The organism is Vibrio sp. 10N.286.51.C3 (assembly GCF_003050065.1).
In the GTDB taxonomy this organism is placed as follows: domain Bacteria; phylum Pseudomonadota; class Gammaproteobacteria; order Enterobacterales; family Vibrionaceae; genus Vibrio; species Vibrio crassostreae.
Genome location: NZ_PIGC01000006.1, coordinates 60023 through 78248, shown reverse-complemented (window position 1 = coordinate 78248; position 18226 = coordinate 60023). Strand labels below are relative to the sequence as shown.

Sequence of the window (18226 nt, the reverse complement as noted above, 5' to 3'; positions counted from 1 at the left end):
ATCGTCCTATAGTGCGGTATTCATTATCTTAGTTCCACTGATAATCAGTAAGGTATCTAGAGGTATGAGTGATTATACCGTCAAATGTCACATTATTTTGAAAAAGCTTGATTTTGCACTTCATCGAATAACCACAGGTAAGGCAAACGTACAGCCGCAAATTTTGAGTAGATATTCGCGCTGAGAAGGAATGGGGCAAAAGTGAGTTAGGGGCGAAGCTCTAACTCATACCATGAACATTAGTAAAAGTATCTTGAGCCTTAGTCGTTTGTTATATGCATAGCCTATTCAGCACTGAATACATAGCCCGGATACTCATCATTAAGTGTTTCCACCACTTCCAACCACGCACTTTTATCGAGTAATTTAGGGGAAAGAGCTTCTGGAGCTAAAGACCAACTTTTTAGATTAAAACCCCAAGACACCGCGCCAACTGGATAGAATACCCCTCCTATTTCAGATAGCCCAAACAACTTTCCATTCCAAGTTAAAGTGATATGGGGAGCCGAAGTCCAACCTGGATTATCTCGAAAAACCTCTCCCAAACTATAAAAAGGATAACTACTATCACGCTTCTCTTGGCTACCAACATCAACAAAAACCCAATTGGGACCAAAGTTTCCCAAGGACGCATGTTTACCAGAAAACTGCGCGCCGCTCGATGTTTCCACAATATGTAGCCAGTGTGTCACTTTTGAGGACGAAACCTCAATTGCTGGAAACTTTGGTGCAAAGCAATGAGAATTACCTGATTCGACAAAACGAATATCAAAAACGTCATCTCGATCCCACAGATCAATACTGTATTTCTTTATCGCAGAGTCATTCAGACACTCACCATAGCTGCCATTTTCAATATTGGTTGAGAAAGCAGAGTTCCGATAAACGCCAAACGATAAGTAGGCACCAACAATAACGATCAATAAAAATAACGAACCAAAAATATATTTTTTCATACCTTTTAAGCTTGCCTCCCTCTATAGCTTACGACGCCTAATTCTTATAAGTTCCCTCATCACTTCGATAAAACCCTTGAGAGGAAAATACAAAGTGCGCCACCTCTGAACATCAAAACAGTAACTCTAAACTCTGTTGGTGTTGTTCTAGCAGCGCTGACGTTCAAGTACCGCGCTGCTGCCCTGCTCCCTTAATCGAGCGTATTCCAATATCTCTTCGAGTGGCATGGCCGTTTCTTTTAGTCGAATGACAAACTCAAACCACTTTACGTCTTTCGCGCTATACACTCGGTGCCCACTGCTATTACGCTGAACATTATTAAGCAAACCGATTTTTTCATAGTACCTAAGCGTATCAGCGGACAAAGCCACCAAGCCAGAAACTATCATCCAAGAACGCGTTACGCTAAAAACACAAAAACCCAACGATAGCTTGCTGCCGTTGGGCTCTACTTTAAAATGCGGGTTATAACGCTATGTTACTTAACTGTGATACCAAAATCGCTCCATTGAGCTTTACGCTTGGTGGTAAAAATACAAGAAACACCGCCCACGGTATGAGTAATTGGAGCTTCAAAATCGCAAAACAGTGAGATATACAAAATTGGTAGCTGTTCGTTACCGAATGAATTTGGTGTCCACATGGCTACATCACCATCTTTACATTTAGCATTCGCTTCATCACCGTTAGCAAAATGACAGATCTTGTCTTGCTTTAAATCACTTAGCCCAAATGCAGCCGATGAGTTGAATGATATTGCTGACAAAGCAAAAGTAAGTGCTAATAGAACTTTTTTCATAATAAGGTTGCCCGTAGTTTGATATATACGAGTTACTTTAACATGATGATAAACATACACTTAGCCAGATTATGCAACCTATGACACAAGCCACAAATTGCGTTACTCATACCCAATTAAGGTTTGAGTAACGCAATATCGAAGCCAGAGCAAACTACCTTAAACACTAAAATAGTGCATTTAAAATGCCATGTGTTGGGAATCGTTCTTAACCTGTTTGTATAGCGAATCATACTGGCTTCGCATCTGGAACATCGTATATATGATCCGTGATTTCACTAATCAGTCGATGGTCAAGGAGAACCTGAAGAATGACTTTGACTGTTTTTTCGCATGGTATAATTTTGTCATTTTCAAAGTTAAGCCCCCAATTTCTTTTACTGTTTACTGAAATAAGGTTTTTGATAAAGTTAGCTTGTTTATAAACCCCTTTCTCTTCAATGATAGCCATGCGACGTAATTGAATAGAATTAGAGCCTACGTACTCAACGATTGATGAAACATCAGAAAACAATGAACTAAAGCCAGGATTTTTTTGAAGTGTATCAAAAGCCTGAACATATTCTTCCTTGTGCTTCATTGATGACTCGAAGCCTTTTTTGTTAGCAATAAACGCAGTATCGTTAACCACATAGAAATCAAAATTTTTCTCAATGGAAAAAGCATTGTTCTCAACACCTTTAAGCTCACCATTTTTGAACACCATATTGACGAATTTTTTAGGATAAGATGTTTTCCAAGTTGATGTTGACCTTTTAACAGCGTAAACCACCACATCATCTTTTATAAACTTTACAACGTAACCTTTAGCACCAACTAGATCGCTAACGCTTTTAACACGATGTTCAACTTCTGGTAAGTCAACCTGTGACTTAAGCAATGTGAAGTCTGTACTATCAAAAGCGATCGTTAAACAGCTATTTTCATTTGTTTGCGATATGTATGTGTAAGGAGAATGCTCAGTAATTCTGTTTATTTCAGCACAAATAAAAGCTTTTAAGTCTATATTTAACTCTGTTTCTGTTTGTACAAATTTAGTTCTAAATTTTTCTTTAGTAGTACTTTCTTTAAATACCCATAAGTATGTATCAGCATTTGCGAAGTCAAATGCTTTAAGCGTATCAAAATCAACCATTATCATTTACCTGACCAATGTAAAACTCTTGAACCTTTTGGATTCTGTATTCACCTGGGGACAAATCCCCTTTAATCAAAAACCTGACGTCTCGCTCTTGACCATTAAAGTCCACTTTAGCTTCATAAATTTTCCAGCCAAACATTAACAAGAGAGGATTCATTATTATCTGTCCAGACTTATACGTAATAGCAAACATCCATAGTAAGAACACCGCAAAACCAAGTAGCTTTTCAGGTGTGTCATAACTAATTCCCATAAATGAGACAACGTAAGGGAAAACATAATTAATTATGTCGTTTGGAATTCCTTTTGATGACTTAACCTTAACTGGGAAGGGATAAGTAATCTTAGCCAACGTTAAGTTTGAAAAAAATACAGATAACGTAGTAATGACAATAAAGGCAATAGCAATGCACATATTTGTAAATGGGATAAAGTCGCAATTACTTATATCATCAAACTTGCAAATAGGACGACTCCACCAAGAGAACGGAATATCTTGGACGGCCAAGATCAACGCTAGTGGTAAGTATGAACCAATAAAAACTGTAAATGCTGCAATTAAGTTAAATTGCATAGCCTCTCCTTTCGCCTAACGTCCTGTTAGGGGGTGAACAACGCAATACAAAAGCCGCCCGCATACCACCGTAAACACAAAACCCAACGATGGAATGAAAAATGCCATGCGTTGGGAATCTGTCTTAAACGCTTGTATGGAATACTTACGTGTTGAACATGCGTAAGATAAATTGCCGAAAATAGGTCTGAGATTTCAAAAAATCGACTCCTAAATAAGGCATATCTCCGTGTATAGGGTGATTTTCTAATCCCACTTTATTACAAACATCATAGTCAAGCTTAAGTATGTCTGTATAAAGGTGCCGCATTAAGCCTGTAGATCTGATTGCAAAGTTATGGCAATAAACATCCTCGAGCATCGACCTTTGATAAGTTTTCCAATCCATAAAACCATATTCGATATGGATATACTTCCCATCCAAATTTTTGGTCGTTAGGTCTATGACTTGCTTGCCAATTCTAAATAACTGCGAGTTCCATATTCGATGTAAACCACCAAGAACATCATCATTGGTGTCACTAAGGTCATCAACACCTAGTTTGGGTATTAGTTCACCTATGTGAGGGAGATAGATGTCAGGGTCCGGTATTTCATGTTCGGTACCAGTGCTGTTAGCAGACAAAAATTGAGCGCCACCAACTGCATATGGATTCAAGCCAACCAAAACTAATGAGTTAGTATAAGGTAGTGATTCAGATAACTCTGACCACAGTTGTGAGCAATAAGTAAAGCCATGGACTCCTGTCTCTTCCATATATTGTGCAGCTAGGCAGGATACATTATTGAATTGACTTACAAAGTAATGAGGAGGATTGCTTCCCTTCTCTGCATCCCAACGCCCTAGGTCGTATTCCCAAGACAACTTGCAGACACTAAAATTTTCTTCTCGGAATGCTATATTTGAAAATGACGCTAGTTCAGAGTTGCTTGGAATCCACAGTTCAAGTTTTAACGTAGTTATATCTTTTGGATCGGTCAATTTAGGGACAAGTGCTAAAATTGTTCTATTGTCAAATGCTAAACTTTGAATCACTGCGTCTCGGGCAATCCGTGTTTCCATTGGAGAAATTAAGATATAAACACTATCATCTCTAGTCATAGCAGGAAACAACGTTGTCATATGATTTGAATACGCTAAAAGCTCCGTAAATGCTTGTCTCTCTGTCTGTTTACTTTTTTTAAGCTCTATAACAGCTAGACCAGTATCACCCGGAAAAACAGCCAAAAAGTCTGCCCTTATGGTTGAATTTGAATGTTGCTCTAAAGCAACCTCACAACCAATTAACTCCATATCATATAGTTTGGAGTGTAATTGTAATAATTGACTGTTTATCTTATTCTGTATTAATCGCTGTGCGGTTACATCAGATAAATCATCGTTAAACTCCACTAATTCAAGACCTTCAGGTTCAACGAGTAACTCTACGAACTCCTCCCGCTTCTCCCAGATATAGTCTTGAATTTCTCTTTCAGTAAACTGCACTGCCAACTTGCTCCTGTATTCCTAACGCCCTGTTAAGGTATGAGCAACGCAATACCGAAGCTCCCGCATACCACCTTAATCACTAAAACCAACGCATAATAAAAATGCCACACATTGCGAATCACTCTTAAACCGTTTGTTGCATGCTACTTCGATGAGCCTGCTTTTTCTCCAGTTAAAAAAGCCAAAGTACCAGTGAGACCTGCTGTAATAATTGGAGCGATAATAACCCATATATCTTTAGCATGTTCAGGTGTTCTTACAAAAACCACGCCCTCAAAAATAGCCAAAATTGCACAAGTAATGCCAACTAACCATAAGACTCCGACTTTTACTTTGATGTCTCCAGCAGCTCGAATCTGAGCTGGTGTTTTTGGCTTAGCCGCATCAGAAACTAGTTTCTGCCATGCTTGCGTATCACTAGGTTGACCTGAAGAGCTAGAAGGTGGTTGAAACTGACTTGTTGATGATGAACTCATTATTTTACTAACCCTTTCACCTTCTCGGGTGCAAAATTTGGTAACTGTTTACTAACTAACTCAATAAGGTTCTCTATATCAAGTCTTCGATTGTCAGGAACGTTATTAATATCTAGTTCAATAAAAACACCTTTGTTGGGTACATTGTTGATTTCAGCTATAACAGTATTTATTGAAGTTATATTGTTCAGGTTCAACCCATATAAACTATTACGCTTGTTAAAGCGCAGGTTGATTTCCTCAGCCGAATTAAGATCAACTTTTAAGTACTTTCTAGTAATTGACGCACTATTAACGTTATCTGGTATGAAAAAGTTACCGATTAGACCAAATCGAATGCTAGCGGCTTTTGAGTTTACAGAGCGTACAAACAAGCGAAGTTTTGCAAGAAAATCATTTGTTAGCTGTACCCAAGACGACTCATTGCTACCGTTACCATTGATTATGAAATCAACTCTCGACGGAGCAATATTACAGTTGTAGCGGTTGTTCTCAGACCTAAGTTGAACCCTTGGAATATCGAGAGGTGCATCTTCAGGCATTGGGATTATTTGTGGCATTGCATCAAACAAGTTCCCCATGTCTGAGTTGATACTATGCATCAAGTTATCTGGTCTCATTTGGTAAGACTCGAAAAACAGCGCCAACTGAAGCTTAATTACTTGTTCCATTTTTATCCTTATCTTTTATTGGACCTTATTAAACGTATAAAATCGCATGAAGGTCTGAGCGGCGTTTGGCTATACTTGAGCGAAGCGAAACCGCCAAGCGTAGCAAATCACTCTTAAATACTTTGACAGCATTATACTGAAAGTGGAATTAGGGCTTCTAATAAGTCGCCAAAACCCCATATTAACGTGCCGATTGTTGCAATCGTAAACTCAGTTCTTCTTAAGTTTTTATAGAACTGATTACTCGCAATATTACCAATATCTGTTAAACGCCTTGAGTTCTCTTTACGTGCGATTTGGACCAATTGATCTTTAGACTCATTCCCCTTTAAACCATACATATGCTTATTTTTCATCACTTGCTTCAAGACAATTTCAGGAAAAATGTCGTTAATCATATTTAGAATTTTATCTAAATACTTGTCGATATACCCCGAAGCTTCAAGCGCCAGCGAGAGCACAACTATCACTGCTCCAGCCCTTGCAAAGTGAATCCAGTCCCCCCAATGGAAGCTTGCATAAACACCAAGAGCACAGATAAGGATAGTGAAAGACCATGCAATTATTTTGAATAGAACGGGAACTTTAAATGCTTCTAGTATTTCTTTAGGTATTTCAGTTGGACTCAATATATTTTCCTCAATAATGCTAAGCCTATTTAAACCGGATAATTCTGTACTTTGTCCCTGAGACCATTCTGCTTAGTAATCTGATTCATTCAGGTTCTGTATAATAACTAATTTAATAACAAGACCTTACCTGCTTGCTTCTGGCGCAAACATGATGAAACACAGAGATTTTCGATATAGTTTCGGCAAGATACAGAAAATGGCGCAATGTGTGAGTGAGTCGTCATCTTGTTGAGCGGTTTCTTCCCCGCCGCCTTAGCTTTTGGGTTACAGAACTGTCGATAGCATGATGATTAAGCCGCAGTATCGGCGAGTCTCTCATTGATAAATTTACAGAACGACATTCAAGCTTCGAGAGATGGTATGTGAAACTGATCGTTTAATCAATCGGTATTTCATACTTAAAATAAAATTATCTTATTGATATTTCTAACACTTTAACGCCGCGTGTAACGGTTCATTTTTAGTGGCTCACAAAGCCTTGGTACTCGTCCACTTGGCTTAGATTTGCTATGGCGTTACATCGCCGCTTTCAACACACTGGTAGACCTTGGTATTTATACTTATAAATTCAGTGGTCTTTATCTTCCTGAATTCTATACCTAAAGTTCCGCAGCCATGAAGCTTTTTGTGCACTGATAATTTTTGTCATCACGATTAATTTCATGGTGCTTAGTGCTCGGTTAATCCTGCTAAGTACAGTGCCAAACGTTTTGAAGCGCTAGCTTGGCTACAAACATTACTGGCAGCAAAAGCACCGCGTGTTATGAATCGATGATGGATGTGACTGAGACGATTAATCCACTCTACTGTTCGTGTTATGAGCCCACACCGATTCAGCACTAAATACCATGTGTTGTGAATCTATCTTGATCGACTGCTCCACACATTAAGCCAGTAGCCCTCCACCACCAGCGAATTCCCCCACAGAACAGATACATCAAAAGTCATCAACAGGTTTAGCTGCGTAAAAAATGACGCAGTGAGAACGCAGGCACCAAAAAATCTCACAACCGAGCAAAGAGCTAGTTAGGAGCGTATAGCCCAATAAAACCGGAGGCTTTCACCGTTTTTGCGCATGGTAAAACAAACACAAAACAACAAAAATTTATTGTTATTCGATAATTTTTTGTTGATCTACAAATATTCCGATGTATATTAGCCCCTCAACACCAACCCTAAACTCTTACGAGGTATACAATGAAAAAGGCTTTACTGTTTCTTGCTCTTGGTTCTATTTCTGTTTTCGCTCACGCTAAAGCAACACAAAATTCCGACCAGATGCTTGCCCAAATCGATAACGTTATTGTTTACGCAGGTGAAAATGTAGACAGCTCAGAAGAGGTATATGAAACGATCAATTCAGCTAACTCTGCTGGGTTTGAAAACTGCGCGGTTTATTTACCGGAGGGGGAATTAGAGGCCAGCACGACGATCACTTTACGCCGCACTGAAGATGGCTTTATGTTGGAGTGTGGCTCTAATTAGAGCTAACAAATAAAAATACCGACCTTTAGGGTCGGTATTTATTCATTTATTGTCTTAGCTGCCTATGTTGCGGCATTTAAAGCGAGTGACTGAGCAAACTCTCGCATGTGCCTTGCGTTGTCTGCTTTTTCTGCATCACCACATGCTTTTCCGTAGTATTGAATGTTTGGCGAGGAATACACGGGCAATACTTTTTCAGCGTAGGTCATCACGGTGCCCGCTTCCCGGCACAAAGCGCCGAAAGAGTAAGGTTTTATATAATCATGGTTTTCTTGTAGCAACATACCTTTGAGCCAGTGATCGGGAGTGTCGTTGTGCCACGCCCAAGCCAAATGACCGAGTTCATGCTCAAGTACCCCTACCTCTGCTGCAGATGACAGCACTAAAAAGCTACGGCTTAAATTCAGATCAACCGTACCAAAGGTTCCGTCGTCTGAGAACTCGTGGTCTTCAGGAAGAACCAGTGCATAGTAGCTACCCTCTCGCTGCATGTGTTCCAACACCTCGTCGCCAACCAGCTTAACTAACTGTTTGTGCAGCTTGCTACTTTCCGCATCTTGGAAACCAGAAAGGTCGATTCTAGTGATGCCTGATAATGTTCGCTCCATTGGTACGCATGAATTTTGAAGAACAAGATTAGAGTAGCCTATCATCTTCTGAATTTTTGACTCGCTCATCGATGCGTCGGTAAAGAAGTGAACGGGAGTTTCGACTTTTTCACCCATATCACAAGGGGCAAGGGTCAGTTCTTCGCCTCTGTTTTTACCAACGAAAAAGAGTGCCACAACACCCAGCAAAGTGCCGCCAACCACTAGGTTTTTCTTCATTATATTCCTTTATTGCCTTATCGCTTTATTACTTACTTTTTATAGCTTCGGTGCTTGCTGTTTATTGCTTAAGTGCTTAGTGCTTAGTGCTTTGGCAAACCATGTTTCTACTAGGGGAACGGACCAACCTATTGAAAAGTCGCATAATATGAAAGGGGTGGCACACTAAATTGAGAAGGACAGCGACAAAACCCAACGCTGATGTGTTGAAATTCACGCGTTGGGTTTGAAGAGATAATGGTTTATAAGCCGGATTAAGCGTGCGATTTTAGGTACTTTTTAACTTTTTTCATCGCCATTTGACGCTTTAGTGGCGACAGGTAATCAATAAATAGGTTACCCGATAAATGGTCAATTTCATGCTGCATGACGATAGCGAGAAAGTCATCGCTTTCAATGGTGATTGGCAACCCTTCTCGATCGAGAGCAGAAACAGCCACAGACGTAAAACGCTCGACATCCGCATAGTAGTCAGGCACTGATAAGCAGCCTTCTTGGCCCAAAGCTTTGTTGGTGCCACTTGCGACGACCGGGTTCACCAAGATTAACGGTTGGTCTCGGCTGTCTGAAATATCGATAACCACCACGGCCTCTTTACGACCGATCTGAGTGGATGCCAAGCCGATACCATTATCAGTGGCATAGAGTGTTTCTAACATATCGTCGATGAGTGTTTGTACCGTCGATACATCTTGCACCTCTTCCGCTTTCACTTTGAGCCTTGGATCCGGTGCGGTAAGAATGTCTAAAACTGCCATGTTTTCCTTTGAATTTTCAATTTAATCATTATTTTATAACAGAGTGAGAAAGATAAACCAATATAGCTTGAGTACCAAGTATGAGCGTTCTGGCTAGTCAAAGTTCTTAAAGTTTACCGGCTCCTTCAACAAGTTCACCAAAGGTAAGAATAGAGGTTCTGGCAGTTCATCTAAATCGAACCATTGCCACTGCTTACACTGATGAGGCTCCATGACTTGAGGCTCACCACGAGAACTGGTCGCGACAACATACAAGGTGACGTAGTGCTTGCCTTCTTTTTCGAAGATATCGTTGGTAAAGCCGAGCTTCTTAAACGAGCCGACCTCTAAACCTGTCTCTTCAAGGGTTTCTCGCTGCGCGCACTCTTCAATGCTTTCACCCAGTTCAAGGTGCCCACCAGGCGTCGCCCACGTATTAGCACCATGAGAGCCAATGCGCTCGCCAAGTAGAATGCGTCCTTCCCGGAAAATGACCGCAGCAACACCTACACGTACTTGATTATTCACTCTTTACTCCTTTAAAACACATTACTCGCTACTTGGTGAGGTATACCCTGTGGTGGTCGCGATCACTTCAAAACCACGTTTGGATACAATGGGTTTACTCATATCAGAAGCATCGATGGTAAGGTATTTAACCCCTCTCGATTTGGCTTCCTCAATGCGCTTGTTCAGTAGCAAACTGTAATAGCCATTACCTCGAAATACTTCGATGGTACTTCCGCCCCAAATACCTGCAAACGGGCTGCTTCCATTAAATATGATCCACGCTGAGGTCACAGGCTGGTCGTCGACATACACGACATAGATAGACACTGAATCGGGAGCGTGCTGTTTAAGGCTGACTAAATGATTGTAATGCCATTCGAAATCGCCACCCCAAACTTGCTCTTGGACTTTAATCGCATCGCGAATGCCTTTGCTGTCCGCCACCTCGGTGATCTTACCTTTATCAAAGGGCTTGCAGGTGGCCTTAGACAGGTCCAACACCATGAATGACTCGCGCTCATCCTGCTCAAAACCATTCTCGAGCAATACGGCACTGATGTTCTTTGGTATGTCGGTACTGTACGTCTTCCATTCAAAACATAGGTTACGCTGCTTAAAGTACGCGAGTTGCTCTTTGACGATAGAGTCTGTGAGGCTTTCATCGAAGTCGAAAAAGGAGATATAGCTACCATGACGATCGTTAGATACGAACTTAGTTAGGTTGTTCTCTGTGACCTTCATACCATTGAATGAGTTAAAACGCTTTCGCTCGAACTCGTTGTACTCTTGCATTACATCCGTTGTATTCATAATTTTCTCTTGGTAGATAGCCCTATGCCTCGTCTTTGCACCATACACTTCGTACGCCAACAGAGCGAAAACCGATCGATTTACAATTTTTGCTACTGGTGCTGTTTGCCATTACGTCGGTTAAAAGTACCTTTGCCCCTAAGGCGATGGCATCTTCGATTCGAGATCTTAATAGCGCCGTTTGGCATCCCTTTGAACGATAGCGCTCTTGTGTATACGCATTGGCAAGTATTGCGTGTTCGTTGTTGATGAAACTCGTCGCCCAAGCGCACGGTTTACCCTCTATTTTCGCAACGTAACAACGGAAAGTATCGGTGCAATAGAGCGCGCGTTTCTGCTGCCAGATTTGGTCTGAACACTCTAAACCGGATGTTTTGAGCAAAGCCAAAAACTCATCGGCATTATCTTGCGTCCATCGCTCAATCGTGACTTTACCTACATCGCTCAACGGTTCTACGCTGGATGTTTCTGCAATCAATGTTTCTGCACTTAGTTTTTCAGTACTCGGCTTTTCTACATAGCCTTCTGCGGGTAACTCAAGAAACTCATGCTCAAAAGCAGGCACAAACTGACGTTTCGATAACCATGATTTCAGCTCTGTCGTTAAAGCGTTAGGCGCAATAGAAATCTCAGGTGAGATACCATCTTTAAATAGTTTGAGGTCTGCCTCTAAGCTCGCGGAATTGCAAACGCCATCAATGAGGATCTGGTTGTCGTACTTACGTGTTTTATCGATAAAGACAGAGAAGCCATCATCTTCAATTGAAATCAGTTCACTGGCTAAATCGGTTGAAAGGGTTCGCTCATTATTAAAATAAAAGTATGCGTTATATGCGTCTTTAACTGCTTTAACTTGCATTGTTTTCCTTAACTTGATGGAAACAAAAAGCTCTGTAGAGCCAAAACAACACACGATTAAGTGCTGCTTGCTTTGAATGGTACAGAGCCGATAGGAATACTGCGATTGTTACAGGTTTACTTTTAGCGCACCTGATGAATCCGCGACTAACTTTATTGTTCTAATCACGGCTTGCTTAGAAAGTGGACTATATAAATGTGGGTAAAGTGCCCCATCATCTTTAGTCCCTACAGGAGGCTCATCTCTCAAATCTCTAGCAACCGCGCTTTTGTCGATTTCTAGAAGATATGCTTGCGTCACTCCCACAAAGAAACAATCAACAATTTTTTGCAGTTGCTCTTCATAAGCAAGGTGGATAAAGCCTTCGTCCTTCAAGGATGCGGGTTCATAGGTTTCTGTGCTTTGGTATTCTTTGTAATCACTTTCGGTCAGTAAGTGGTATAGCATTTTTATTTATCTTACTTTCTAAGACTTTGAGTCTACTTAAGAAGTTTAGCGACCACCAAAGTACCTTCAAAGATCGAACTCAGAGTTATAGATTTTGAAAACATTGACTAAAGGTTCCTCCCAGCCGAGGGACTCTCTAAGCTGATCAACAATTGGTTTCACTTGGCTCTTTGCCACGTTGATTTCAACTTTTAATAGCGGGTAATTTTCGACTTTTCCTTTGCTCCCAAACACAGGCGTAGATCTATCAAGCGCTCGGTGAGACCCGGTAACTGACCCGATAGCCCAACAGTGGTCATAGTTTCCAATCCTGTCGACACCGGACTCATGTAAAGTGCTAAGAACTCGCTCTTGTTGTTCAGGCGTACAGAAAATCTCAAGTTTGTACATCTAATTCAAACTCCTAAATGCCAAGTATTACGAATCATTTTAATTGCTTGTTATTGCGCTTATCCGTAGTTTTTCTTACACCAATTTTCCCAACTCTTTTCACCCAATTTTTTTCGTGCCTTGACGATTCTGAACACATTAACAAGTCCCATAAAGAAACCAAAAATAGCAGATGAAATAAGGTAAGTTTTCCAATGTTCGGGCTCTGAGTGCCAAGTAAACATCCACATCAAAGACCCCCAAATTACGGCCATCGATAATCCATAAATCAAGAATACTTTTTGAAGCGATTGAAACACCATAGGCGTTTGAGACACGTTAGTGTATTTTGACCAAATAAAGGCATTTGGCCTCGTTAAGTCTGCAGGGACGCCCTTTTCAATAAGGTGCTGCTGAATGAATTTCGCCTTGTCCATCTTTACCTCACTATGCCTATGTCACTTGAATTCTATGACTATGCGACGATTTACCGAGAAGTGTTACCCACTAAAGGACTAACCTGGTTCAATGTGTGTGAGCTGATTGATACACATTGTTTTCTATTAACGCTCCAGAAAACTCAAAAGTCAGTAAACCTATTCGACTAAAACCTAAATGTTCATAAAAGCCATTCGATTCATTTTCTACCCACGTGTACAGCCAGTATTTATTACCAAACTGATTCTCGATTCCATTCAAAAGCTTTCGGCCTATCCCTTTACCTTTGAAAATGTTATCTACATAAAGTTTTTCTACTTCAAAGCCATTGCCAGGCGTTTGGTAGTGCGATTCAAGGTTAACCATTACGTAGCCTTGAATAACCTCATTTTCTTCACTTACAAACACACGATATTTAGTGGTATTCAATATTTCAAAGAAGTAGGCTGCCGTGAAAGTAGACAAGACATACTCAGCGTATTCAGTTTTGACCCCTTCTCTCGCATATGTGTCTAGCCAGACTTTAATGGACAATGCCGCTAACTTTACACAATCGTCTTTTGTCGCTTCCCTGACCATTTCCTCTCCAAACACAGCAGTTAATAAACTGAATAATTATGAGTTTTATCACTAGAGCATTTCTGTCTAGTAATTAAACCATCTCATACTTAGTTAAATAACTCATTTAATAACAGTACCTTACCAAGATAATCGCATCATACATGACGAAAAGCAGAAGTATTCCGTATAGCTAAAATTGAATGCAGAAATTATGTGAATGTGTGTATTACTTATCATTTTATCCATACACCTCCTTGTTCAGACGGGATAGTTGATTTTAAGTTTGTTTGTGACGCGATGATGGATAGACGAAGTGAGGTTCGATAGATGAAAGCTAGCGTTGCCGTGGCGAATGGAAAAACGCCGACAGAGTTGTCGGCGTTTGGATTTCAGCGTGTTGTGTTAAATTAACGAGTGCACATCTTACTCAATACTTGCGGTATATTTTCCCGTTTCTTCGTTTTTAGTAACTAGCACATTAAACAAGTGGTATTCAGGCTTAGCACCTGTCGCTTCACCTAATGTCACACTTTTTGTGCCAAGTGCTCCATTGGTCGTCGAATCAATCTGTACGGTTGCTAACCGGCCATTAGCACGAGAAAAGTTCGCGACAGACACTGAATAAAGTCCTGTTTTAAGACTAGCTGGATCACACGAACTAAAATAATGCTCAGGACCGTACTCCCTAGTATTGTCTACATCTAAATACCCTGATGAACCTTGCTTGTTGCTGTAATAAACATGCTCCCCACTAGGCTCTGTCACATGAAGATCCGCATCTCCTTTGCCGTCCCACGTTAATTGTGCTGTAAAGAAACCTTGAGACGCTTCTGCGGGAGGTGCGGTAAGTGTATTCAATGCATCATTGATCTGCGTTCTCACTCTGTTCGATATATCTAGCTTTTGGTTGATGTATATTTCAATAAAGCCATGACCGAGAATATCCTTACTACCATTAACACCACTCGGCCTGAACAAGTAGCCTGGAATATTGTCTGTAATGTTCGGTACACTGCCCACAAGTCTTAACCCATTTATCACCAAATCCAGATCAGCCAATGTATGCTCACCACTAAGAGACGGTGATGCCGGAGCTACGTGAACAACTTTAACGGAGTCTTCATTTACCTTTGTTGTTGTATATTCGTAGGCGGCATTCGCAAAAAGGTTACCCTGAGAATGGGCTACAAAAAGTAGCTTAAAGCCTTTAAGGACCCAGTTATCGATCTTGGCCTGATGTTCTGAATAGTTAGCGGTAGTAGGTGGATTTCCCATCAATGATGTAAGGCTTTGAATAGTATTAGCCCGAAATTTATCACCAATAGCTTCATATAGAGCAGCAGTCGAAGAGGCAGCTTCAATAATACTCGACCACCAAGGACCATCACCTCTCATAATTTCAAAAAAGAGCTCATAACGCCCTTCCAATATGCGGTCTTGCTCCAAAAGACGTTGTTCGAAGGTTTCAACAAAGTCTTCAAAACCATCGGTGTAGTTGTAAAAAACCTCATACTGGATGGAGTCTCCTGTAACCGACTTTTCGCCATGGATTCTTTTTAGCTCTTCTTTTGCTCTGTTTGCTCCACTTGGCGTAGTGTTAACGCCATTAAAAAAAGCGACGACCACATCTGTGTTTCTACAAATATCTCCTTCAGTGTTTACCTGTGCAGACGCTGAAAAACTCAATATCGATGAGAGGAATAGGCAAATGCTAAAAGATGATATGTATTGAATAACTTTATTCACAAGTATCTCCTTTTGGAATCGACCAGGAGGTACCATCCAAGGCTCTGGCAAAGGCGAGATACGCTAATAATCTTTCTTTTGTATTCGTTGTTATGGACTCAAGCTCTTGGGATACTTGCGCAGGTTGCGTGCTATTATTACTTCCATCAAAGCGGCTATAAATACAATGGTCAGCTTCTGAGAGTTTTCTATTAGCACTTTTGACCGCGTTGATATCTGTTAGATCAACAACCAAAGTATGCTGTAGAGCTTTGGCATACTGTCCGGCTGCCTGTTTCTGGTCCAGCTCGAGGTAGTTATTATCGATATATCTTTCAATATCATCCCTAATGCCATTATCGTCATTATCCACACCAACGAGTGTCGGCTCTCTTTCCAAACTAGGGAGGGTTTCTTGCAACTCCAGCTCTTCTTCTGATACTGGTGCAGCAGGAGGCAACTTATCATTCGGCACCTCCTCTATTTTTCTTAAATCATTACACCCCATAAACATGGAAACTAATGGGACAATTAAAAACCTTATTTTCATATAAATCTGCTTTATTAACTGAAGTGCTAATTCTGACGCATGTCCCTTACTCATTGAGTACAACAAGCAAATAATGCCATGCATAACGAATCATTTTTGTTACTTGAACTTATGTTTATAACTAGCTTTTCGCACATCAAACATGCCTCCCACTTCACCTAGCACGGATATTGAGATCTAGGTTTCCATGTGGAGTTATAGTTGGTAAGTGGCGCTGAAATAGCGGCTAAGCTAGTCGCTGACAAGTTGTCAAAGAACGCCGATATGGTTGTCGGCATTTCCTTATTTAACTCGCTAAATTACTACTATTTATAAAATTAGTATTTTCTACGATTAATAGTGAAGGTAACTTTTGCGTCTCCAGTTACAACATTGAAATAATCAAGTTTTCCGGTACAAATCGCACGATCTCGGTAACTTCTGCTCTCATTCTCTGCGATTACTTTTTGAGGCAACATAGTGCCTGTTCGCGGATCGATTAAAGCAACAAAACGGAAATGACAGCGCGGTGCGTCATAGACTGAACTATCACTATACTGATATTCAAAATCAACCAAACGAACTACATTGGGATAATTACTAGAGACATTAAAACGGTCAATTGATTTAGCGATAATGGTGTCTTGAGGGTTTGGTGAGTATCTAGATGTTTGATAATCTTTACTGGTTAATTCTACATCATAGATTCTAGATTCATTCTTAACCTCAACGGCAATATTAGCGAATGCAGAAGAACTTAAAAGTAAGGCTGAAGCAACAATTGCTCTTTTGAACATGGATTTGTCCTTTATATTATTGTTTTAATGATGACTTTTTAATTATTAATAAGTCGTAGATAAATACCCATCTTTTACGTCACACAGGGGGAATCTTCGTCAGAATTTACTTCTAACTCAATTAAGTATTTATAGAGAATAGGCAGCTAAGGCATGACGGAAAACTTAGGTTCTCTGATACAAGAACCCGAATATAACCGGCTCACCAAATTTAAATTTGATATTATTTTTCTAGATGATAGTTCGAAGATATTTAGTTAATACGGGAAGTTAACCCCACCTTTCTTGGTTTATTTTTAAATTTAGGTTTTAGACCCTATCAAAACCTAATTATTTAGGCTGTTTACCACCCTTGTTATGCCTCATTTCCTAGTGGCATTTCAGCAGCATCAACATTCGTAATGTAAACTCTAAAGTAGACAATAGAGCCGAATATCAATAAAACAGGGGATAAAATTGATGTTAGTATCCCTGTCGCTACTTGTAACGTCGGGTAAACCTCTCCAATATACCCAATCACGAAATTAAGGATAAAATTAAGCCCCCCCAACAACAGAGATATTTTAATCAACTTCATAGTGATACCTTTGGTATCCCGCCAACTTTTTTCCAACGCAACCAGTGGAGATTTATTATTTAGTACAGCTTCGAACTCTACGAAACTGTATCGCGCAGCTAGATACAATCCCGGGATAATCAGTGCAATCGTTCCAACTAAAACAATTAAAGAATAGATAATATAAACGATCATTAATCTGGACCAAACTCTCCAAGATACGGAGCGTTCTATATCAAACCCATTAGTAGACGAAGCCATAAAATTGATAAAAATAGCGATTAGATAAGTGTAAATAGAAGAATATACACATAGGTACACCGCGTAGGCCCAGAGGTTTTCTGATACATAAAATGAATGTTCAAGCCACACGCCTAAACATGACATCGTGATGATGAAACCGCCAAAAATTTTAAATATGCTTTTAAAATTTGAGCAAGTGAAATGTAAGCATTCAGATAGAAGAGTTCTCATAAACTGGTCTTTATTTAATGTAATTTGAACAGGATTCATCACCCAATAAGCATTGGGTAGTTCCGAGGCACTTCGCAAAGCAATCTCACCACCGATTAAATTGACAAATAAATCATTTAATAACAGTACCTTACGAAAACCCTGACATCATACACCACTAATAAATAGAAATATTGTATATATTCACGAAAAAATAAAGAAACAGCATGAATATGTGTGTTACTTGTCATTTTTTATATGACTCTTCTGGCGAACCGAGGTATTCGTTCAGTTTTTCATTTGGCACGATGATTGGTAAATATGTTCAGAAATGTTCATCAGAAAACAAAAACGCCGACGTAATTGTCGGCGCTTAACTCTATG

22 protein-coding genes and 1 pseudogene are annotated in these 18226 nt (G+C 40.1%); 1 reads left to right on the top strand and 22 read right to left on the bottom strand.

Translation table 11 applies throughout. The annotated features are described in order from the left end of the window. Positions 1–284 precede the first annotated feature (284 nt). The 9 genes and pseudogenes from CWO27_RS08225 to CWO27_RS08175 form a co-directional block, all read right to left on the bottom strand. Positions 285–956 carry a hypothetical protein gene (locus tag CWO27_RS08225; RefSeq protein ID WP_107898828.1) on the bottom strand — a complete coding sequence of 224 codons (672 nt, stop codon included), beginning with the start codon at positions 954–956 and terminating at the stop codon, positions 285–287. A gap of 127 nt (positions 957–1083) precedes the next feature. Continuing rightward, positions 1084–1346, bottom strand: a pseudogene (locus CWO27_RS08220) (MerR family transcriptional regulator); the annotation flags it as partial. Positions 1347–1435: 89 nt separating this feature from the next. Continuing rightward, a complete protein-coding gene (locus CWO27_RS08215; RefSeq protein ID WP_061031117.1) occupies positions 1436–1756 on the bottom strand; it encodes a hypothetical protein in 321 nt (106 codons plus the stop codon). Positions 1757–1985: 229 nt separating this feature from the next. Further along, complete coding sequence (locus CWO27_RS08205) at positions 1986–2891, bottom strand: DUF4868 domain-containing protein (protein WP_239962153.1); 906 nt, start codon at positions 2889–2891, stop codon at positions 1986–1988. After that, entirely contained in the window at positions 2884–3471 is a 588-nt protein-coding gene (locus CWO27_RS08200; RefSeq protein ID WP_061031119.1) for a hypothetical protein, read from the bottom strand. Before CWO27_RS08200 ends, CWO27_RS08205 begins: the two co-directional genes overlap by 8 nt. 145 nt (positions 3472–3616) lie before the next feature. Then, the gene (locus CWO27_RS08195; RefSeq protein ID WP_107898884.1) at positions 3617–4957 is read right to left on the bottom strand and encodes a hypothetical protein; all 1341 of its coding nucleotides are present in this window, start codon (positions 4955–4957) and stop codon (positions 3617–3619) included. A 146-nt stretch (positions 4958–5103) separates the two neighbouring features. Continuing rightward, complete coding sequence (locus CWO27_RS08185) at positions 5104–5436, bottom strand: hypothetical protein (RefSeq protein ID WP_107898825.1); 333 nt, start codon at positions 5434–5436, stop codon at positions 5104–5106. Further along, a complete protein-coding gene (locus CWO27_RS08180) occupies positions 5436–6107 on the bottom strand; it encodes a hypothetical protein (protein ID WP_107898824.1) in 672 nt (223 codons plus the stop codon). Before CWO27_RS08180 ends, CWO27_RS08185 begins: the two co-directional genes overlap by 1 nt. 131 nt (positions 6108–6238) lie before the next feature. Then, positions 6239–6736, bottom strand: coding sequence for a hypothetical protein (locus CWO27_RS08175; protein WP_107898823.1), 498 nt, complete (start codon positions 6734–6736; stop codon positions 6239–6241). 1200 nt (positions 6737–7936) lie between these two features. On the opposite strand from CWO27_RS08175, the gene CWO27_RS08170 reads away from it, so the two are divergent. Next, complete coding sequence (locus tag CWO27_RS08170) at positions 7937–8224, top strand: hypothetical protein (RefSeq protein ID WP_102265895.1); 288 nt, start codon at positions 7937–7939, stop codon at positions 8222–8224. A gap of 62 nt (positions 8225–8286) precedes the next feature. Here CWO27_RS08170 and CWO27_RS08165 read toward each other — a convergent pair whose 3' ends face one another. The 13 genes from CWO27_RS08165 to CWO27_RS08105 all read right to left on the bottom strand — a co-directional run bounded on the left by CWO27_RS08165 (position 8287) and on the right by CWO27_RS08105 (position 17863). Further along, positions 8287–9051: a hypothetical protein gene (locus CWO27_RS08165; RefSeq protein WP_107898822.1), complete on the bottom strand. Its 765-nt coding sequence runs from the start codon at positions 9049–9051 to the stop codon at positions 8287–8289. Between the two features lie 254 nt (positions 9052–9305). After that, positions 9306–9809: a peptide deformylase gene (gene def, locus CWO27_RS08160; RefSeq protein ID WP_102479337.1), complete on the bottom strand. Its 504-nt coding sequence runs from the start codon at positions 9807–9809 to the stop codon at positions 9306–9308. 93 nt (positions 9810–9902) lie between these two features. Beyond that, a complete protein-coding gene (locus CWO27_RS08155) occupies positions 9903–10316 on the bottom strand; it encodes a nucleotide triphosphate diphosphatase NUDT15 (RefSeq protein WP_102479339.1) in 414 nt (137 codons plus the stop codon). Between the two features lie 21 nt (positions 10317–10337). Continuing rightward, a complete protein-coding gene (locus tag CWO27_RS08150) occupies positions 10338–11108 on the bottom strand; it encodes a GNAT family N-acetyltransferase (protein ID WP_107898821.1) in 771 nt (256 codons plus the stop codon). A 22-nt stretch (positions 11109–11130) separates the two neighbouring features. Continuing rightward, on the bottom strand, positions 11131–11967 hold the full coding sequence (locus tag CWO27_RS08145) for a GNAT family N-acetyltransferase (RefSeq protein WP_107898820.1): 837 nt from the start codon (positions 11965–11967) through the stop codon (positions 11131–11133). A 108-nt stretch (positions 11968–12075) separates the two neighbouring features. Then, entirely contained in the window at positions 12076–12414 is a 339-nt protein-coding gene (locus tag CWO27_RS08140; RefSeq protein ID WP_102479344.1) for a DUF952 domain-containing protein, read from the bottom strand. Positions 12415–12480: 66 nt separating this feature from the next. Then, on the bottom strand, positions 12481–12804 hold the full coding sequence (locus CWO27_RS23895) for a hypothetical protein (protein ID WP_107898819.1): 324 nt from the start codon (positions 12802–12804) through the stop codon (positions 12481–12483). Between the two features lie 59 nt (positions 12805–12863). Beyond that, the gene (locus CWO27_RS08130; RefSeq protein WP_102413573.1) at positions 12864–13220 is read right to left on the bottom strand and encodes a DUF6404 family protein; all 357 of its coding nucleotides are present in this window, start codon (positions 13218–13220) and stop codon (positions 12864–12866) included. A gap of 88 nt (positions 13221–13308) precedes the next feature. After that, positions 13309–13800 carry a GNAT family N-acetyltransferase gene (locus tag CWO27_RS08125; protein WP_017106677.1) on the bottom strand — a complete coding sequence of 164 codons (492 nt, stop codon included), beginning with the start codon at positions 13798–13800 and terminating at the stop codon, positions 13309–13311. A 405-nt stretch (positions 13801–14205) separates the two neighbouring features. Continuing rightward, positions 14206–15528 carry a hypothetical protein gene (locus tag CWO27_RS08120; RefSeq protein WP_240699539.1) on the bottom strand — a complete coding sequence of 441 codons (1323 nt, stop codon included), beginning with the start codon at positions 15526–15528 and terminating at the stop codon, positions 14206–14208. Further along, a complete protein-coding gene (locus CWO27_RS08115) occupies positions 15521–16111 on the bottom strand; it encodes a hypothetical protein (RefSeq protein ID WP_170960784.1) in 591 nt (196 codons plus the stop codon). The genes CWO27_RS08120 and CWO27_RS08115 overlap by 8 nt, the downstream gene beginning before the upstream one ends. Before the next feature lie 263 nt (positions 16112–16374). After that, the gene (locus tag CWO27_RS08110; RefSeq protein ID WP_107898817.1) at positions 16375–16833 is read right to left on the bottom strand and encodes a hypothetical protein; all 459 of its coding nucleotides are present in this window, start codon (positions 16831–16833) and stop codon (positions 16375–16377) included. Positions 16834–17188: 355 nt separating this feature from the next. After that, on the bottom strand, positions 17189–17863 hold the full coding sequence (locus tag CWO27_RS08105; RefSeq protein WP_107898882.1) for a hypothetical protein: 675 nt from the start codon (positions 17861–17863) through the stop codon (positions 17189–17191). Positions 17864–18226 lie beyond the last annotated feature (363 nt).

Coding starts and splice junctions, on each gene's coding strand:
- CWO27_RS08225 (WP_107898828.1), bottom strand. CDS start 956: ATGAAAAAATATATTTTTGGTTCGTTATTTTTATTGATCGTTATTGTT.
- CWO27_RS08215 (WP_061031117.1), bottom strand. CDS start 1,756: ATGAAAAAAGTTCTATTAGCACTTACTTTTGCTTTGTCAGCAATATCA.
- CWO27_RS08205 (WP_239962153.1), bottom strand. CDS start 2,891: ATGGTTGATTTTGATACGCTTAAAGCATTTGACTTCGCAAATGCTGAT.
- CWO27_RS08200 (WP_061031119.1), bottom strand. CDS start 3,471: ATGCAATTTAACTTAATTGCAGCATTTACAGTTTTTATTGGTTCATAC.
- CWO27_RS08185 (WP_107898825.1), bottom strand. CDS start 5,436: ATGAGTTCATCATCAACAAGTCAGTTTCAACCACCTTCTAGCTCTTCA.
- CWO27_RS08180 (WP_107898824.1), bottom strand. CDS start 6,107: ATGGAACAAGTAATTAAGCTTCAGTTGGCGCTGTTTTTCGAGTCTTAC.
- CWO27_RS08170 (WP_102265895.1), top strand. CDS start 7,937: ATGAAAAAGGCTTTACTGTTTCTTGCTCTTGGTTCTATTTCTGTTTTC.
- CWO27_RS08165 (WP_107898822.1), bottom strand. CDS start 9,051: ATGAAGAAAAACCTAGTGGTTGGCGGCACTTTGCTGGGTGTTGTGGCA.
- def (WP_102479337.1), bottom strand. CDS start 9,809: ATGGCAGTTTTAGACATTCTTACCGCACCGGATCCAAGGCTCAAAGTG.
- CWO27_RS08150 (WP_107898821.1), bottom strand. CDS start 11,108: ATGAATACAACGGATGTAATGCAAGAGTACAACGAGTTCGAGCGAAAG.
- CWO27_RS08145 (WP_107898820.1), bottom strand. CDS start 11,967: ATGCAAGTTAAAGCAGTTAAAGACGCATATAACGCATACTTTTATTTT.
- CWO27_RS08140 (WP_102479344.1), bottom strand. CDS start 12,414: ATGCTATACCACTTACTGACCGAAAGTGATTACAAAGAATACCAAAGC.
- CWO27_RS23895 (WP_107898819.1), bottom strand. CDS start 12,804: ATGTACAAACTTGAGATTTTCTGTACGCCTGAACAACAAGAGCGAGTT.
- CWO27_RS08130 (WP_102413573.1), bottom strand. CDS start 13,220: ATGGACAAGGCGAAATTCATTCAGCAGCACCTTATTGAAAAGGGCGTC.
- CWO27_RS08125 (WP_017106677.1), bottom strand. CDS start 13,800: ATGGTCAGGGAAGCGACAAAAGACGATTGTGTAAAGTTAGCGGCATTG.
- CWO27_RS08115 (WP_170960784.1), bottom strand. CDS start 16,111: ATGAGTAAGGGACATGCGTCAGAATTAGCACTTCAGTTAATAAAGCAG.
- CWO27_RS08110 (WP_107898817.1), bottom strand. CDS start 16,833: ATGTTCAAAAGAGCAATTGTTGCTTCAGCCTTACTTTTAAGTTCTTCT.
- CWO27_RS08105 (WP_107898882.1), bottom strand. CDS start 17,863: ATGAGAACTCTTCTATCTGAATGCTTACATTTCACTTGCTCAAATTTT.